The organism is Gluconobacter sp. NFX36, from assembly GCF_049887835.1.
In the GTDB taxonomy this organism is placed as follows: Bacteria; Pseudomonadota; Alphaproteobacteria; order Acetobacterales; family Acetobacteraceae; genus Gluconobacter; species Gluconobacter japonicus_A.
In genome coordinates this window covers 195,138-212,460 of the sequence record NZ_JAGEKJ010000001.1, presented here as the reverse complement: position 1 = coordinate 212,460, position 17,323 = coordinate 195,138, and the positions used below count along the sequence as shown (strand labels likewise).

General features: G+C 59.2%; 14 protein-coding genes, 1 tRNA gene and 1 riboswitch. Of the genes, 8 read left to right on the top strand and 7 right to left on the bottom strand.

Features of this window, described 5'->3' with window-relative positions; all coding sequences use genetic code 11:
- Positions 1-16: 16 nt before the first annotated feature.
- Entirely contained in the window at positions 17-2,761 is a 2,745-nt protein-coding gene (gene secA, locus J4P41_RS01015; protein WP_426065905.1) for a preprotein translocase subunit SecA, read from the bottom strand.
- A gap of 269 nt (positions 2,762-3,030) precedes the next feature.
- Here secA and J4P41_RS01010 point away from each other — a divergent pair, with 269 nt between their 5' ends.
- From J4P41_RS01010 to J4P41_RS00990, 5 genes are all read left to right on the top strand, one after another.
- Positions 3,031-3,948: a peptidylprolyl isomerase gene (locus tag J4P41_RS01010; protein ID WP_234930809.1), complete on the top strand. Its 918-nt coding sequence runs from the start codon at positions 3,031-3,033 to the stop codon at positions 3,946-3,948.
- Between the two features lie 4 nt (positions 3,949-3,952).
- On the top strand, positions 3,953-5,188 hold the full coding sequence (gene argJ / locus J4P41_RS01005; RefSeq protein WP_062024437.1) for a bifunctional glutamate N-acetyltransferase/amino-acid acetyltransferase ArgJ: 1,236 nt from the start codon (positions 3,953-3,955) through the stop codon (positions 5,186-5,188).
- A gap of 103 nt (positions 5,189-5,291) precedes the next feature.
- The gene (locus J4P41_RS01000; RefSeq protein ID WP_426065797.1) at positions 5,292-6,521 is read left to right on the top strand and encodes an NAD(P)/FAD-dependent oxidoreductase; all 1,230 of its coding nucleotides are present in this window, start codon (positions 5,292-5,294) and stop codon (positions 6,519-6,521) included.
- Between the two features lie 51 nt (positions 6,522-6,572).
- Positions 6,573-7,322, top strand: a complete 750-nt coding sequence (locus tag J4P41_RS00995; protein WP_426065796.1) for a 2OG-Fe dioxygenase family protein — start codon at positions 6,573-6,575, stop codon at positions 7,320-7,322.
- Between the two features lie 70 nt (positions 7,323-7,392).
- Positions 7,393-7,956: a hypothetical protein gene (locus tag J4P41_RS00990; protein ID WP_426065795.1), complete on the top strand. Its 564-nt coding sequence runs from the start codon at positions 7,393-7,395 to the stop codon at positions 7,954-7,956.
- Positions 7,957-7,974: 18 nt separating this feature from the next.
- Here J4P41_RS00990 and J4P41_RS00985 read toward each other — a convergent pair.
- Positions 7,975-8,048: transfer RNA gene (locus J4P41_RS00985), tRNA-Gly, on the bottom strand.
- A 110-nt stretch (positions 8,049-8,158) separates the two neighbouring features.
- Positions 8,159-8,238: riboswitch (SAM riboswitch) on the top strand.
- 79 nt (positions 8,239-8,317) lie between these two features.
- On the opposite strand from J4P41_RS00985, the gene metZ reads away from it, so the two are divergent.
- The 3 genes from metZ to J4P41_RS00970 are packed head-to-tail and all read left to right on the top strand — an operon-like array spanning position 8,318 to position 11,247.
- Positions 8,318-9,511, top strand: a complete 1,194-nt coding sequence (gene metZ, locus J4P41_RS00980) for an O-succinylhomoserine sulfhydrylase (RefSeq protein WP_426065794.1) — start codon at positions 8,318-8,320, stop codon at positions 9,509-9,511.
- A gap of 40 nt (positions 9,512-9,551) precedes the next feature.
- Positions 9,552-10,025 (top strand): Co2+/Mg2+ efflux protein ApaG, encoded by a 474-nt coding sequence (apaG, locus tag J4P41_RS00975; RefSeq protein ID WP_010501050.1) that lies wholly within the window; start codon positions 9,552-9,554, stop codon positions 10,023-10,025.
- 55 nt (positions 10,026-10,080) lie between these two features.
- On the top strand, positions 10,081-11,247 hold the full coding sequence (locus J4P41_RS00970) for a bifunctional 2-C-methyl-D-erythritol 4-phosphate cytidylyltransferase/2-C-methyl-D-erythritol 2,4-cyclodiphosphate synthase (protein WP_426065904.1): 1,167 nt from the start codon (positions 10,081-10,083) through the stop codon (positions 11,245-11,247).
- Positions 11,248-11,365: 118 nt separating this feature from the next.
- Here J4P41_RS00970 and J4P41_RS00965 read toward each other — a convergent pair whose 3' ends face one another.
- From J4P41_RS00965 to J4P41_RS00945, 5 genes are all read right to left on the bottom strand, one after another.
- Positions 11,366-11,494: a hypothetical protein gene (locus J4P41_RS00965; RefSeq protein ID WP_015072348.1), complete on the bottom strand. Its 129-nt coding sequence runs from the start codon at positions 11,492-11,494 to the stop codon at positions 11,366-11,368.
- Positions 11,495-11,634: 140 nt separating this feature from the next.
- Entirely contained in the window at positions 11,635-12,324 is a 690-nt protein-coding gene (locus J4P41_RS00960; RefSeq protein ID WP_426065793.1) for an ATP12 family protein, read from the bottom strand.
- Complete coding sequence (locus tag J4P41_RS00955) at positions 12,321-14,903, bottom strand: AsmA family protein (RefSeq protein WP_426065792.1); 2,583 nt, start codon at positions 14,901-14,903, stop codon at positions 12,321-12,323. The genes J4P41_RS00960 and J4P41_RS00955 overlap by 4 nt, the downstream gene beginning before the upstream one ends.
- Positions 14,903-15,895, bottom strand: a complete 993-nt coding sequence (locus J4P41_RS00950) for an RluA family pseudouridine synthase (RefSeq protein WP_023944883.1) — start codon at positions 15,893-15,895, stop codon at positions 14,903-14,905. The genes J4P41_RS00955 and J4P41_RS00950 overlap by 1 nt, the downstream gene beginning before the upstream one ends.
- Positions 15,892-17,304 (bottom strand): replication-associated recombination protein A, encoded by a 1,413-nt coding sequence (locus J4P41_RS00945; protein ID WP_426065791.1) that lies wholly within the window; start codon positions 17,302-17,304, stop codon positions 15,892-15,894. The genes J4P41_RS00950 and J4P41_RS00945 overlap by 4 nt, the downstream gene beginning before the upstream one ends.
- Positions 17,305-17,323: the final 19 nt, after the last annotated feature.

Sequence of the window (17,323 nt, the reverse complement as noted above, 5' to 3'; positions counted from 1 at the left end):
TACGGGTGTCAGAGGCTCAGGCGAGCCTGCCATGACAGTGTTTGAACTTATGGCCCGATCCGCACGGGCAAAGCGCATTGCGCGGGGTTTCTTCATACCACCGGTGAAGCGTAGCTGCATCTGGCTCTTCCACCGAACCCTGCGCAGCAAACTGCGACTGCGGGGCGGCAAAGCTCATAACCGGCTGCGAAGCCTGCTCAAGAGATGCCGGAGCAGACGGCGGAGCCTCGAACGTCTCATGCTGGGCGGATGTATCCACAACCGGATAAGGCGGCGGCTCGCTCACGGCCTGAATGCGGCACATGGTCTGCGTCACGCGCATCCGCATGTCATCCAGCATGGCCGTGAACATCTGGAAAGCTTCCTGCTTGTACTCGTTCAGCGGATCACGCTGACCATAAGCACGCAGGCCAATGCCCTGACGCAGCTGGTCCAGCCCATGCAGATGCTCTTTCCACACAGCATCGAACGTCGTGAGCACAACCTGCTTCTCAATCATGCGCATGAGTTCAGGACCCATGTTCGCCGTCCGGGCGGCCTGAGCCTTCTGGGCTTCGGCTTCCACACGCTCGATCACGCCTTCTGCATCCATGCCATCTTCCTTTGCCCATTCGGCAATCGGAAGATCGAGGTTCAGAATATCAGTCAGGCTCTTGGAAAGGCCCGCTGTATCCCACGCTTCGGCAAAAGACTTCTCGGGGATATGGGCATGAACCAGATCCTCGATGGTGTGCAAACGCAGTTCTGCGATCACGCCAGACAGATCTTCAGACGACATGTACTCCTTGCGCTGGGAATAGACTTCCTTGCGCTGGTCATTCATGACGTCGTCGTATTTCAGCGTGTTCTTGCGCATGTCGAAGTTGCGGGCTTCAACGCGCTTCTGAGCCTTTTCGACGGCCTTGTTCAGCCAGGGGTGAACAATCGCCTCCCCTTCCTTCAGGCCCATCTTCTGCATCATAGCGCCCATACGGTCGCCAGAGAAAATGCGGATCAGATCGTCTTCAAGTGACAGGAAGAAACGGGAATTTCCCGGATCACCCTGACGTCCCGAACGGCCACGCAGCTGGTTATCAACACGACGGCTCTCATGACGCTCCGTCCCGATGACATACAGACCACCGGATTCATGAACCGCGCCATGGTTGACTTCAACCGTCTTGCGGATTTCTTCGGCAATACGCTCGCGCTCGGCTTCATCCTCGATACCATCCGTATAGGCATGGATGAGCATCTCGATGTTGCCACCAAGTTTGATGTCCGTGCCACGGCCAGCCATGTTCGTGGCGATCGTGATGGCTCCCGGCGCACCAGCCTGCGCAATGATGCTGGCTTCTTTTTCATGATGCCGGGCATTGAGCACGTTATGCTTGATGTTTCGTCCCGCCAAAATACTGGAGAGATACTCACTCTTCTCAATGGACGTCGTGCCCACAAGAATCGGCTGACCCTTGGCCGTAATTTCCTGAATCAGATCGGCAACGGCGTTAAATTTCTCGCCCGCTGTCAAATAAACTTCATCATCCGTATCAATCCGCTTCACCTGACGGTTCGTCGGAATTTCCACAACCGTCAGATTGTAGATTTCCGCGAACTCGTCGGCCTCGGTCATGGCCGTACCAGTCATGCCGGACAGCTTCGGATACAGGCGGAAGTAATTCTGGAACGTTATAGAGGCGAGCGTCTGGTTTTCCTGTTGGATCTCGACGTGCTCTTTCGCTTCCAGCGCCTGATGCAGACCATCCGAATAACGGCGGCCATCCATCATACGGCCGGTGAATTCATCAATGATGATCACCTTGCCATCACGGACGATGTAATCAACGTCCCGCGTGAACAGCGTATAGGCCCGCAAAGATTGCTGAACGTGATGCACCACAGCCACGTTATGGATGTCGTACAGACCGCCTTCCTGCAGAACCCCGGCTTCATTCAGAAGCTCTTCAATCCGGTGCGAGCCAGCTTCGGTCAGCGTCACGCTGCGCTGCTTCTCATCCTTGTCGAAGGTTTCGGGTTCCAGCACCAGCTTCGCCACGACCGCATCAACCGTCCGGTAAAGCTCTGAACTATCGTCGGCGGGACCGGAAATGATCAGCGGTGTCCGGGCTTCGTCGATCAGGATGCTGTCCACCTCATCCACGATGGCGTGGTTGAACGGACGCTGCACCATATCGGCGAGCGAATATTTCATATTGTCGCGCAAATAGTCGAAACCAAACTCGTTGTTCGTTCCATAGGTAATATCTGCGGCATAGGCTTCACGACGCTCTTCATCCGCCAGATTGGGGATAATCACGCCTGTCGTCAGACCAAGGAAGCTGTAAAGAACAGACATTTCCTCAGCATCACGACGGGCCAGATAGTCGTTCACCGTCACGACATGCACGCCCTTGCCGGACAGCGCGTTCAGGTAAACGGCCAGCGTCGCGACAAGGGTTTTACCCTCACCAGTCCGCATTTCAGCAATCCGACCATCATGCAGAACCATTGCGCCGATCAATTGCACATCGAAATGGCGCTTACCCAGCACACGCTTCGACGCTTCACGGCAGACGGCAAAGGCTTCCGGCAGCATCGCATCCAGCGTTTCGCCTTTGGCGACGCGTTCTTTGAACTCTACCGTCTTGTGCTGAAGCTGCTCGTCACTGAGCGCCTGAACTGTGGGCTCCAGAGCGTTGATCTCGGGCACACGGCGCTGATACGCCTTGAGCGAACGATCATTGGCGGAACCGAAGAGGGCGCGTGCGAGGCGTGCGAACATGCTGAACCTTGAGATGCCGAGCACCCGATCAGAAGCTCTTTCCATCAGCGGAAAGACCTCCCAAACCGGGCAATCACGATTTTCACGTCACGTGGAGATAGGACCCGCGTGCCCACGGGTCAATGGAGAGGCACCCGGGAGGTCCACTAAAATGCCCATTTCCGGAGTGTGACGGAATGGTAAGGGGCCGTGCTCTTGCAGGGTTGAGCGCGCTTTGTCATGGTGCTGCCCATTCGTTTTCCTCCTTCTTTATGGTCCGAGGTATTTTCATGCGGCTTTCCCGCTCCACTCTCGCCTGTGCAGCACTTCTGGCTGGCACGTCGGTTTCAGCTCCTCTTGCTTTCGCGGCTCCTGCTGCCCCGGCTGCTGCTCCAGCACCGGCCGCTGCACCTGCCCCAAAGCCGGACATGGTGATCGCAACCGTTAATGGCGAAAAGATTACCCTCGGTGATGTTCAGCAGGCTGCTGGCAACCTGCCGCCGCAGGCCCGTCAGCTTCAGCCGTCCATGCTGATCCCGCTGCTGGTCAACCAGCTCGTCGATCAGAAGGCGATCCAGATCGCTGCTGGCAAGGAAGGTCTGACCAACAAGCCGGAAGTCAAGGCTGCCATGCAGAACGCTGCCAACAGCGCCCTGCAGAATGCCTATCTGGAAGAGAAGGTCGCTCCGCTCGTGACCGATGCGGCTCTGCACGACTACTACCAGACGCACTACGCCAACCAGAAGCCTGAGCAGGAAGTTCATGCTCGCCACATCCTCGTGGAGACGGAAGCACAGGCCAAGGACATCATTGCCCAGCTCAACAAGGGTGCTGACTTCGCGAAGCTTGCTGGCCAGCTGTCCAAGGACAAGGGTTCCGCTGGTGCAAACGGTGGCGATCTTGGCTGGTTCAAGAAGGGTGACATGCTGCCGGCTTTCTCTGAGGCCGCGTTCGCCATGAAGCCGAACACGATCTCCCAGACGCCGGTGCACACGCAGTACGGCTACCATGTGATCCAGGTTCTGGGCACGCGGACCGCTCCGATCCCGAGCTTCGACCAGATCCACGATCAGGTTCGTCAGGAACTGATCCGTGACAAGGTTCGCCAGATCGTTCAGCAGGCTGAATCTCAGGTGAAGGTTGTTCACTTCGACGCACAGGGCAAGCCGGTCGCTGATGCCCCGGCTGCAGCTCCAGCCAAGAAGTAAGACCATGGGAAAGCCGATCGCTGTGTCTCCGCTGTCCCGTCCCCTTCCGGACCTTTCAACGGTTGCCGGCGTACGGCTTTCCGCCGTTGCCGCGGGCGTCCGCTATCAGGGCCGAACGGACCTGATGCTGGCGGAATTTGCCCCCGGCACGGTTGTTGCAGGCGTTTACACGCGTAACGCCTGCCCTGGCGCACCCATCCTGTGGTGCCGTCAGGCTCAGACAACCCCTTATGCCCGCGCTCTTCTGGTCAACGCCGGAAACGCCAACGTCTTCACCGGACGTGCAGGCATTCAAGCCTGCGAAGACTGTGCTGATGCTGTCAGCGCCATGTTCGACTGCCCGCCGCAGGACGTGTTCCTCGCCTCAACAGGCGTTATTGGCGAGAAACTTCCCCAGCAGCGCATTATTGACGCCCTTCCCGCCGCTCAGGCTGGACTGGACGAGAACAACTGGGAACAGGCTGCCCGCGCCATTATGACGACGGACACCTTCCCGAAGGCTGCCCGCCGTGACGTGACCATCAACGGAACACCCGTTCGCCTTCAGGGCATCGCCAAGGGCTCCGGCATGGTCGCCCCAGACATGGCCACGATGCTGGCTTACGTCGCGACCGACGCCAAAATTCCGCAGAACATTCTCCAGTCCCTGCTGTCAGCCGGTTGCGCCAAGAGCTTCAACGCCATCACGGTCGATTCGGATACGTCCACATCCGACATGCTGGTGTTGTTCGCTACGGGTCTTGCAGACAACGAACCTGTGACCGGCCCACACGATCCCGCTCTCGCCGAATTTACCGAAGCCCTGAACGACCTGCTTCTGGAGCTTGCCATTCTCGTCGTCCGTGACGGCGAAGGCGCAACGAAGCAGATCCGCGTGGATGTCACAGGGGCTGATTCCGATGTGTCCGCCCACCGCATCGCCCTCTCGATTGCCAACTCGCCTCTGGTCAAAACGGCTATCGCTGGCGAAGACGCAAACTGGGGCCGCGTGGTGATGGCTGTAGGCAAAAGCGGCGAACCCGCAGATCGGGACCGCCTCTCTGTCGCCATGGGGGGCACCTGGATCGCACGTGAAGGTGGCGTTGTCGAAAACTACGACGAAGCCCCTGTTGTGGCTCACATGAAGGGTCAGGACATCGAAATCACCGTCGATCTCGGACTGGGTGACGGACAGGCCCGCGTGTGGACCTGTGACCTCACGCATGGCTACATCGACATCAACGGGTCCTATCGCAGCTAAAACGCTCAACACGAGAGCGGGAGCAGGGCTTGTGCAGCCCTTCCGCTCCCGTTAGCACAGTGATCGGCCCAATTGGCGGGCGCCCGGTAAGAGGAAACTGTCCATGTCTGCTGCAACTCGTGTCGTTGTTCTCGGTGGCGGAGTCGGAGGTCTGGAGGCCGCGACGGCCCTTGGTCGCCGCAGCAACATTTCCCTGACACTCGTTGATCGCAGCCCGGTCCATTACTGGAAGCCATCCCTGCATGAATTTGCAGCCGGCACGATGCAGCACGACGGCAACTGCATTCCCTTTACGGAAACTGCCGCAAAATTCGGTTTCAACTTCATTCAGAGCGTTCCCACAGCCGTTGATCGCACAGCCCAAACGGTCACGCTCGAGAACGGCTCGACTCTCCCATACGATTATCTTGTCGTAGCCCTTGGATCGCGCGCCAACGATTTTGGTATTCCCGGAATTGTCGAGCATTGCCGTTTCATCGACAGCCTCAATGACGCGGACACGCTGTATTCCGAGTTCCGCAAGGCGCTTCAGACGGCCCGCGCAGCCGGTCAGAAACTGAGCCTCGGTATTGTCGGTGGTGGCGCTACAGGCGTGCAGCTTGCTGCTGAGCTCTGCAAGGCCATTGATGAAGCTCCTGGTTTGGGTGTCTCTGTTCGCAAGAACGGAATGGATGCGGTTCTGATCGAAACCGGCCCGCGTATTCTTCCCGCATTTCCTGAAGCCGTCTCCGAAGCCGCTGCGGCACAACTGGAAAAGCTGGGCATTTCCGTTCGCACGGGAGCGATGGTCGTTGGAGCCGATGAAAACGGCTTCAACCTGAAATCGGGCGAGCAGATCCCTGCAACGCTCCGCATCTGGGCAGCCGGTGTTCGCGCTTCTGATGCAACAACACTGTTCGATGGACTTGAGCGTGGTCGTGCAGGACAGCTTGGCGTGACCCAGACCCTCCAGACCACCGAAGACCCCAAGATTTTTGCTATTGGGGACTGTGCCCGCATCGATGCGGCTCCTGTCGCTCCTACAGCACAGGCAGCCCGTCAGCAGGGTCAGTATATCGGTCGTGTACTGCCACAGGTTATCGCCGGGCAGACACCCGCTCCGTTCGTTTACAATGATCGCGGCGCTGTCGTGGCACTTGGTGATTACAATGGCTGGGGTATGCTGGATGCCAACCGCAGCTTTGGCGGTGGCTTGCTCTCCGGTCTTTTTGCCCGGCTGATCCATGAAGGACTGTACCGCCAGCATCAGGCTGGTATCGTAGGTCTGGCGAAAACAGCGTCCACGACGGTTCGGGAACATCTCTCGCCCGTCAAACCAGACCTCGGAGCCTGAACCAGCCCGGCAGGCGTAATTGTCGGGCATGGCATCACCAAGTGAGCAGACATGACCGACACACCTCTGCCTTCAGCCCTCGACCAGACCGTGCAGCGGGTCGAAACCATCCTTGAGGAAAAAGGCTTCAAGTTCCTGCAAGCGGACACAATGCGTCCGCTGCTTGAACATGAGGGTTTGACGGACTGGGATACGTTTGCCTCAAGCTGGAACGATCTTGGCCTTGATCTCTACATGGCCGATGGGGGACGTTACCGGCGCCGACGTTATGCGACGTTTTCCGTCAGTAATGGTCTCATTACCCGCAAGCCCCATCAGCCGCACTATCAGAGCCGGGATCACAACCTGCTGAATGGCGGGATCGAGCGCTGGTTTGGTGCGATTGAAGACAATATCGCTTCTCACCCCGCAATGCTTGCCGCGATCCGGACTATTAGCCGATTCGCCGATGCCCTGACGCCTTGCCAGGAAAAGCCGGAGACCTGGCACACGGAGGTTCACCAGTTCCGCATCGAAGCCAATCCTGACAGCGAAGGGCGCCCAACTCCGGAAGGGATGCACCGTGACGGCGTTGACTGGGTTCTGGTTCTGATGATCGGACGGCACAATGTCGAACAGGGCGTGACGACCATTCATGACAACCAGAAAGACCTTCTGGGGTCTTTCACCCTGACCGAACCGCTCGACGCCGCCATTGTGGATGATCATCGTGTCTATCACGGCGTCACGGCTGTCACACCGCAGAACCCCAACGAGCCAGCCTATCGGGACGTTCTGGTCATCACGCTTCGACACGAATAACGTTCGAATCTTTCAAAGCTGGGAATCTGTCATGGATCGTCCGGCTTAATTCCGTGTTAAGAATCATATTATGACGATCCAGCAGATTCTTTCCCGCACCCGGCCTCGCCATCTGGCGCTGCTGGCAGTCTCCTCCCTCGCGATTGCCGCCACGGTAAGCGCCGCGACAACGCATCATCGGGCAAAGCACCATACGCAGCACTCTTCTGCTGCGCTAGCAGGCCCAGCCCCCGTCATTCTGTCCGCCCACCCTGGCACACAGCTTGATATCGATGCCCGCAAGCTGAATTCCGATGATTTGGAAGATGCCGCCAAGCATCACGACCACCCGGTTGTGCTGGTCGGCTCTGCGCCCCTGTCGTCTGGCAAGAATGACGAAGCCCTGTTCGTTCAGCTTCAGTCAGCCCGTCTCTGCGGGTCTGCAGGCTGCACGACGTCTGTCTATCTGCGTCATAACGATAGCTGGAACACCGTTCTGGATTCAGTGAACGGTGATATTTCCGTTCTCCCGACGCGCCATAAAGGCATGCATGACCTGCTGGTCGGCAAAAATGACAAGTGGATCTGGGACGGCAACGAATATCAGGACACGCTGAGTGCACCACCCATGCCCAAGATGAACGGATCGAACTGACAATTTTTCAGGGAAATCTGGAGCGGGTGAAGGGAATCGAACCCTCGTATGCAGCTTGGGAAGCTGCCGTTCTACCATTGAACTACACCCGCAATGTCGTCGCTTATATCCTCCCCTCCGCCCCTCTGCAATCCATGCCGAGGGGTGTTGACGCAAAACCACTCCTCGTTTCATAGTCTTGCCCGTCAGGCGGCCCTAAAGACCGTTTGGCCCTCGTGATTTGAGCGGCCGGCTTGCGGCGAGGATAAATAATTGCGCTAAAGAGGCCCTGCGGTTTTCCACCTACGGTTTCCCCAGGACTTCCACGGCCCGCCACATGCTTTTCACCTAAGCGGTGAAAACCTTTGGAGGGACTGATCTTATGTCTTCAGAAAACTGGCGCACAGCCACGCGTCTCCTGCACGACGCCCCGAACCGTACCGAGTTCGGTGAAACGTCCGAAGCGCTCTTTCTGACATCCGGCTTCGTTTATGACAGCGCCGAGCAGGCTGCCGCCACTTTCACGGGCGATGTCGAGCATTTCCAGTATTCGCGTTTCGGCAATCCGACGGTGGACACACTTCAGGAACGCCTTGCGCTTCTGGAAGGTGCAGACGCCTGTATCGCCACGTCTACAGGCATGGGTGCCGTCTCGTCAGCTCTGCTGGCGCATGTCAAAACCGGTGAGCGCGTCGTTGCCTCTCGTGCGATCTTTGGCTCCTGCTACTGGATCGTCACGGTACTTCTGCCGCGCTACGGCATCGAGACCGAACTGGTCGACGGCGACGATTACGACGCCTGGGAAAAGGCTCTTTCGCGCCCAACCGCAGCCGTTCTGATCGAAAGCCCGTCAAACCCGATGCTGGATGTTCTTGATATCCAGCGTATTGCGGACCTCGCCCACAAGGCGGGTGCCCTGCTGATGGTGGACAACGTCTTCGCCTCCCCGATCGGTCAGTCCCCGCTCAAGCTGGGTGCAGACGTCGTTCTGTATTCCTGTACCAAGCATATCGATGGTCAGGGACGCGTTCTGGGCGGTGCTGTTCTGGGCAACGACAAATGGATCAAGGAGACGCTCCAGCCGTTCACCCGGAACACGGGTAACGCCCTGTCTCCGTTCAATGCCTGGGTGCTTCTCAAGGGCCTTGAAACCCTCAAGCTTCGAACCGAAGCCATGGCACGCAATGCGGCTGCCGTTGCCGATGCGCTGGCGGCACTTCCGGGCGTCGTAAACGTCCGTTATCCGGGCCGTGCCGACCATCCCCAGCATGACCTTGCCCAGAAGCAGATGAATAACGGTGGCTCTCTGGTGGCCTTTGAAGTCGAGAACGGCAAGGCCGGAGCCTTTGCCTGCCTCAACGCTTTCGGTCTGATTGCAATTTCCAACAATCTTGGTGATGCCCGCAGCCTCGCGACCCATCCGGCCACAACGACCCATATGCGCGTCAGTGAAGAAGAACGGGCACGTCTGGGCATTACGGATGGCGTGATCCGTCTGTCCGTCGGACTTGAAGACGCAGCCGACCTGATTGCAGACGTCACGGCCGGTGCTGCCGCGGCTCACGCTGCAAAATAAGTTTCCTGACAAAAATGCGGGATGACATTAGAATGGCCTCATGCCTGACAAGTCATCCCATCCTCACCTCCTGTCGGACCCGGAAACGGCGCTGGCCGAAGCCATGGATAATGCGCCCCGTTTCAGCCAGATAACAGACGACGTGACCGTCACGGTCCGGACGTTCTGGCTGGACGACCAATCCCATCCGGAAGACCACCGCTTTGCGTGGGCCTACCATATTTGCATCGAAAATGGCCGGAAGGAGACCTTCCAGCTCATTTCCCGCAGTTGGGAAATCGTGGACGGGCTTGGGCGTATCGAACACGTTCATGGCGATGGAGTGGTGGGAGAACAGCCTATCATTCCGGCGAAAGACCAGTTCGACTACACGTCAGGCGCCATGCTCACGACGCCGGGTGGCTTCATGCGGGGCACGTATCATATGCTTGAACCCGTCTCCGGACAGCGTTTCGACGTGCAGATTCCCACATTCAGCCTCGACAGCCCTCATGGCGAAGGACTTCTGCACTGATGCGGCCTGACGCGCGGGCTTGACGTTCAGCCCCCCACGGCCCATTCCTGCGCCCATGCGTATCGCCGCCCTTCTTCTCGCCGCCGGTCGTGGTCGGCGATTTGCCGCCGCTTCACCCGAGGGTGAAGGTTCCTGCAAGCAGTTCCGGATGCTACGGGGCAAACCCGTCATCCGCCGCGCTGCAGAAGCTCTCCTGCCACATGTGGATGTGCTTCTGCCGGTTGGAGACGATCCCCTGCTGGCTGAGAGCCTTGCCGGGCTGAATGTTCTTCCGCCGGTTGCGGGCGGCGCAGAACGTCACGACAGCGTGCGAAACGGGCTGGAAACACTCGCTAACCTGCCGGAACCACCGGACCTTGTGCTGGTTCATGATGGCGCCCGTCCCTGCGTCCCGGCAGAAGTGGTTCAGAACGTCATTGAGGCGCTAAAGACCCATGCAGGCGTCATTCCCGCCGTTGCGGTCAGCGATACCATCAAGAAAGTCCGGGACGGCATCATCATCGACACAGTCCCGCGTGAAAACCTGTGGCGCGCACAGACGCCGCAGGGCTTCCATTTCCCGACCCTGCTCGACCTGCATCGCACTCATCGCGATGCCCGCACCGACGATGCAGCCCTGCTTGAACAGGGTGGCCATCCGGTCGCGATCGTTCAGGGATCGGACAACAATATCAAACTGACAGTTGCGGAGGATCTGATGCGTCTTGAAGGTGTAATCGACGGCAACCTGCTGCCCCGCGTCGGGCTTGGCTACGACGTTCACGCATTCGAGGAAGGCCGCAAGCTGATCCTCTGCGGGATTGAAATTCCGCACACAAAGGGCCTCGCTGGCCATTCGGACGCCGATGTCGGCATCCACACGCTTTGTGATGCCATTTATGGTGCACTGGCTGAGGGTGACATTGGCCGCCACTTCCCGCCGACAGACAACGAGTGGAAGGACATGGATTCGGCCCGTTTCCTCGTCCATGCCGGTGAGCGCATTCGTGCCCGTGGTGGCTTCCTCGTGAACGCGGACATTACGCTAATCTGCGAGCGCCCCAAGATCGGCCCGCATGCCCAGGCCATGCAGGAGCGTCTGGCAGAACTGCTTCAGGTCAATGTCAGCCGCATTTCCGTGAAAGCCACAACATCCGAGCGTCTGGGCTTCACGGGCCGTGAAGAAGGAATTGCGGCCACGGCTACTGTCAGCATCATGGTACCGGACAACGGAGACGCCTGAGCGTCTTCAGTTATTTCTGTTTTGAAGAGAGCCCGCTTCCCCGTGGAAGTGGGCTTTTTTTATGCCCTCACACTCAGGAGGACATGTCAGACAAATAAACTGCGAGGCTACGGGCGCCTCAGCCGTGAATAGCGCAGACAACAACAATAATCGGCGTTGCTGCCAGAAGTAGCCATGCTCCCATAGAACACTTCGCTACAAGGCGTGTACCCATGTGGCGCATGGGGCGACTGACGGATACCGACATATCTTCCTCGACTCTGACGTTACAGGACAGATCGGAAATTGCGTCATAACTTCCCTCAGAAGCCAGTCACTAATCATCTCGTTCTGTCACAGCGCCAGATGCGCCCCGAATATGGCAACATCATGCCTCACACGGAAAATTCAGCCCTCTCGCGCAAAACCAAGAAACGTCAGGGCCTCAGCCGTGTCCTGCTCCCGTGTCATCATGACGCGGAACAGCTCATCGTCCCGGCCCCAGACTTCAAGCTGGCGGCGCTCATCGGCGTTGGCAACGGAGATGGCCTCCTCTTTGCTGATCATCCCGGAAACAAGGGCCAGAGCAAGAAGAAGGCTTCCAAAGCTCTGCGTCAGGACACCCAGCACCGCCAGTTCGGCCTCATTCTGTTGGGCTAGAAGGCGCTCCAGCCCCGTAATGTAATCGCCTGACTGCGTGATCGGCATCAGACCGGCTGTAACAATTGGTCGGATACCTTCCTTGGCGAGCCATTCCAAAACACGCTCTACGGTCGAGTCGGGCTTCTCTTTGCGATAGCAGAGACCATCATCGAGTCCATGGCGGAGCAGCGTTTCCTGGGCCTCGACCAGATCGGGGCGAATCCGTTCGATCATGGTGCCTGCGATGCGGGTCAGAGGCAGCTGCTCTGGCGTGAATGCCTCATTGTCCGGGATACGACTCCATTCGGCGACCAGCGCCTGCCCCAATGACCGTGAAAGAACAGCCAGTACGGTGCCTTGCGGCAACCGGATTGGAAGACCGTCCAGTTCCGGCCCGAACAGACCGTCCTGCTCCCCGAGTGTCACGCTTTTCCAGAAACGCTTGCGACTGCTCAATGGAGGACTCCCAATGCACGCAGGATGTCGCCTGCCTTGTTATGATGATGAGGTTGCTCGGAAACAGGTGGTCCCGCCTGCCCTTCGCGGGCAGCAGCCAGCGCGGATGTGCAGGGATCTGCGACCGGGCCATCCCCGATCGACAGCTGGAACCGCCCGTTTCCATCCCGATCCTGCTGGGCCTGAGGCTCAGAAATGGTTCCCGTGACGATCACCGGCGTTGAGGCTCCAGCGCCTTCGAAATCAAGGCTTGGAACCAGATGCAGCGTCATCTCCTGTGAGCCGAGATGAACCTCGCCATGTCCCTGTGTCGAAAAGCGCCCCGATTGCAAACCAATCGTGTCCAACGTGGCGACATCTTCCGCAAACGTCATGTGCAGCCCCAGACAGCGGAGCGGGCGCGCACCGCTGCCCAGCAGAGAACCTGCCCCTGACCCGGCAATCCGTCCCAGAATCTGGCTGTCCACCTTTCCGTCCACCATGGAAACTCCCAGATGGCCGGTCAGGGACTGACGGAGTGTCTCCAGCGTTTCACCCTGCCCCCTGACATCCCCTGCGATCTGAACCGGTCCCTGAAGCAGCAGAGGCAGCTTCAGGCTGTCCTCCAGCAATCCGACCGGCAGCACCAGAGGTTGGAACGTGAAATGTGCCGTGACTGGCCGCTTCGAGGCATCAAGATCGACCTGACCGGACAAGGTCAGCCCCTGTCCCTGCCCCGAAATCGGGTCAAGACGCAGATGGCCGTCGGACACTGTCAGGTGGGTCGCAAGATTGGTGTAATCGTGGCTGTAGAAGACGACCCGGTCCAGCGTCAGGTGGAGATCAAGATCCTGCGCCCGCAAACGCTTGACCCATGCTGGTACCATGACCTGCGGGCCAGCGGACGCCTCCGGCGCAGCAGGCACGGCAGATTGGTCCTGTGTCTGTACAGGATGGGTGGCGACAGTCTTTGCTGCCTCTGTCGGTAACGGGACGGCAGGAGATTGCGGAGACACAGGAACAGATTTTCGGTCCTGCTCTGCCTGGGTCTGGGCAATCCAGAGACCACGGATGGCATCCAGATCAAGCTGCGTAGCATGGAGATGGCCGTTCAGCAGGGGCGTTGTATCGTCCCCTGTCAGAAGATGCAGCGCGCCATCCACATCCACTTCGTGGCTCTTGAACGCAAATCCGTCCAGCGTTGCTTCGCTCAGGCCCTTGCTGTCCAGCGTCCCCTGAAGAGACACATCATGCAGCACTGTCTTGGGTAGATGCAGGGTCCGGGCACCACCTTGCACGCCAAAATGGCTTGCCTCCGCACCAAGCGTTCCGGAGATCGTAACCCGGGCTTCATCCTGCGCGTTAACCGGCGGCGCCTTTTCAGTCCCACTGACAGCCGCAGTCAGAGACAGCGGAAGCGAGCGCAGTTCAGCCTCAACGGGAACTGTGGTCTGCCCATGATCGCGCCAGGCATGAACCGCCTGTTCCAGCGTTCCGGCCTTCCCCGCCAGACGCCAGCCCATGTCGCGCCAGACCACATCTGCTGCGACTGAAAGCGGCGCTGTCGGTGCGTCAGCATCAAGGCGCAGGTTGCTGATTGTTGCGCCTCGGACAGTTAGCCCAGCGGCATGAAGGTGCATCCGCCCTGGAACAAGGCTCTGGAGCAGAGCCTGCCCCTTATCCGCCCAGTCCGCATCCGTCAGTTCTCCGGCATCGCCCTGAACAGAAAATTCGCCTCCCAGACCACGCACATCCGGCAGATTGGCATGTGGGAACAGACGATGCGCGTCCTGCAGGTTTGGCCACTCGCCCTGAGCGGTCAATGCCAGACCGCGCAGATGGGGAACATCATGAATCTGGCCATCCACGTTCAGCCAGTCCCGCTTTGCATCCGTGCCGAGCGTCGACCCTAGACTGAACGTCCATGGCTTTGACGCGGAGCGCAGCAGCGACAGATCACCTACATGACCCTGAAGCGTGAAGGGTGTTGGGCCATGGCTTCCTTGCAGATTAATCCATGGACTGGGACTACGAAGCCCGGCGAGATCCATCGTTCCGATCAGGAAAGATCCGCTCATGCCTTTCAGGTCGTCCCGCCATTGGACGCTGCTGTTCGTCAGATGCAGGGCATCCAGCGACAGGTTCCAGTGAACCTGAACGCGCTCCCCAATATGCCTGCGGACAGGAAGCGGAGCATTTTCATCGCTACTGCCAGTCTGGACAGTTCGGTTGAGAGACCAGTTGGCCCTGCCGTCCCGATCACGCTCCAGCGAAAGTGTGGCGCCATCAACGACAAAGTCCTGAAAACGGACCTCCCGATGCAGAAGCGCCAGAACCGAAAGCCCCGCATGAACGGTTCTGGCCTGGAAAACAGGCTTCTGCCCCGGACGCTGCAGAACAAGGTTCCGGGCTTCAAAGGACGGCCATGGCAGGATCTGGATGGATGATCCCTCAACGGCCATGGACAGGCCCGTCTCTTTCTTCAGGGCGTCAGCCACACGCTGGCGCAGCACATCCTGGTCGATCAGTTCATGTGCGGCAATGCTGGCGCCCACAAAGGCAACGATGACCCCGATGAGCGCGCCAGTGAGTTTCCTCATTATTTTGCAGGCCCTTTATTTCCCTTGATTCGCTTGGGTGCCGGTGTCTCCCCGGGCACAAACCCAAGCGAACGGAACGTCTCACGCATATGCGGCGGCAACGGGGCCGTGACGATCAGGCGCCCTCCGGCCGGATGCGGAATATCGAGCTGGCGGGCATGGAGATGCAGCCGGTCGATGAACCCTTCCGGATGGGCGGCCTTCCCGCCATAGCGTGGATCACCCACGATGGGCGTGCCGAGGGATTCGCAGTGGACACGAAGCTGATGCGTACGCCCCGTCAGCGGAGACAGGGCCAGCCAGGAAAACTTCTTTCCGGCCGCATCAATCGTCTCGTACTCGCTCTTGGCCGACACGGCATCTTCTTCCCCACGGGATGCAGCGACCACGAGAGCCGCTCCCCCTGCACCGATCTTGGCGAGCGGCTGGTCAATAATGCCGGAAGCCTGCGCCGGACGGCCTACGACAATCGCCCAGTACGTTTTGCCGACATCACGCCCGCGGAAGGCGGCTGCCAGTTTGGCGGCCACGCCCGGCGTGCGGGCAATCAGTAGGATACCGGACGTGTCACGGTCGATACGATGCACAAGGCGCGGACGGTCTCCGTCTTCCTTGCGCAGACCGTCGAGCATCATGTCCACATGTTTGGTGATGCCGGGGCCACCCTGCGTGGCGAGACCGGATGGCTTGTCCAGAACCAGAAGATGATCGTCCTGATAGATCACCATCTTTTCGATTTCGCGCACCAGCATTGGATCTGGCGGGGGAAGCGGTGCGGGCTGGCTTATATCCGGCAATGGCGGAATGCGGACGCTCTGCCCCGGTGCGAGACGGGAGTTGGTCTGCACACGTCCCCCGTCGACGCGGACTTGCCCTGTCCGGCACAGCTTCTGAAGCGCGCCCTGCGTGAGATTGGGGTAGTGACGACGGAACCAGCGGTCGAGGCGCAGATCGGCTTCGTCTTCGGTGACAATACGGTTGGAAACTTTCATGGCTCGCGGGATGCCCTTTTGGCGGCCCGTATGTCCAGAAGTTTTCTGATACGGCCCTCGTAACCCCGGTCTGTCGGCTGATAGAGCGAGACCCGCTCCATGCCCTCCGGGAAATAGTTTTGACCCGAAAAGGCGTCTTCGGAGTCATGATCGTATTCATAGCCCTTGCCGTACCCGATGTCTTTCATCAGGGCCGTCGGGGCGTTGAGAATATGGGACGGCGGCATCAGGCTCCCGGTTTCCCGAGCCAGCTTTCTCGCCGCCTTATAGGCCATGTAAACGGCATTGGACTTCGGGGCCGTCGCCAGATGAACGACGACCTGCGCCAGAGCCAATTCTCCTTCCGGAGAGCCAAGCCGTTCGTAAGTCTGCCATGCCGCGACGGCCATTGGCAGGGCATTCGGGTCCGCCTGCCCAACATCTTCCGCCGCAAAGCGCGTCAGACGCCGGGAGATATAGCGTGGATCTTCGCCCCCTTCGAGCATACGGGCGAACCAGTACAGCCCCGCATCCGGGTCACTGCCACGAAGGGATTTATGTAGTGCGGAAATGAGATTGTAGTGCTCTTCGCGGTCCCGGTCGTACAGCACCGCCCGGCGGGACAGAAGCGCTGCCAGATCCTTCGGCGTGAGCGCCCGGTTCGGGTCCAGCACGACGAGCTGTTCCACCATATTCAGAAGATAGCGCCCGTCCCCGTCCGCCATGGCCCGCAGGCTGGCACGCGCTTCACGATCCAATGGCAGGCGATGACCGACTTCTTCTTCCGCCCGGCGCAGAAGGGCTTCCAGGCTGGCGTCGTCCAAGCGGTTCAGCACCAGAACCTGACATCGGGACAAAAGAGCTGCATTCAAGGCGAAAGATGGGTTCTCCGTTGTTGCACCGACAAGCACGACCGTGCCGCGCTCGACATAGGGCAGGAATCCATCCTGCTGAGCGCGGTTGAAACGATGGATTTCGTCTACGAACAGTAGAGTTCCGCGACCCGTTGCTTCCTGTCTTTTATCCGCCTCATCAAAGGCCTTCCGTAACTCTGCCACCCCAGAGAAGACAGCAGAAATCTGGGAGTAGAAAAGATTGGCTTTCCCGGCCAGCAGGCGCGCAATCGTCGTCTTGCCGCATCCCGGCCCTCCCCAGAGGATCAGGCTGGAGAGCGTGCCTCGTGCGAGCATCCGCGTCAGAGTGCCTTCGGGACCAAGAAGATGATCCTGCCCCCGGACCTCTTCGAGTGTTTTTGGACGCAAACGGTCTGCCAGTGGCTGTGTCCGCGATGGCGCGCGGGCTGGCATTCTGGGAGCTTCGATTGGACGAGACGGCTGGACAGGGCGCGAGGGTTGCGCCTCACGTCGTGGGGACACTTCCCTGCCGCTGGGGCCGGGCGTCGTCCCGAACAGATCCGTCATGTCCGTCATGGCTGCCTCCTGATACGGG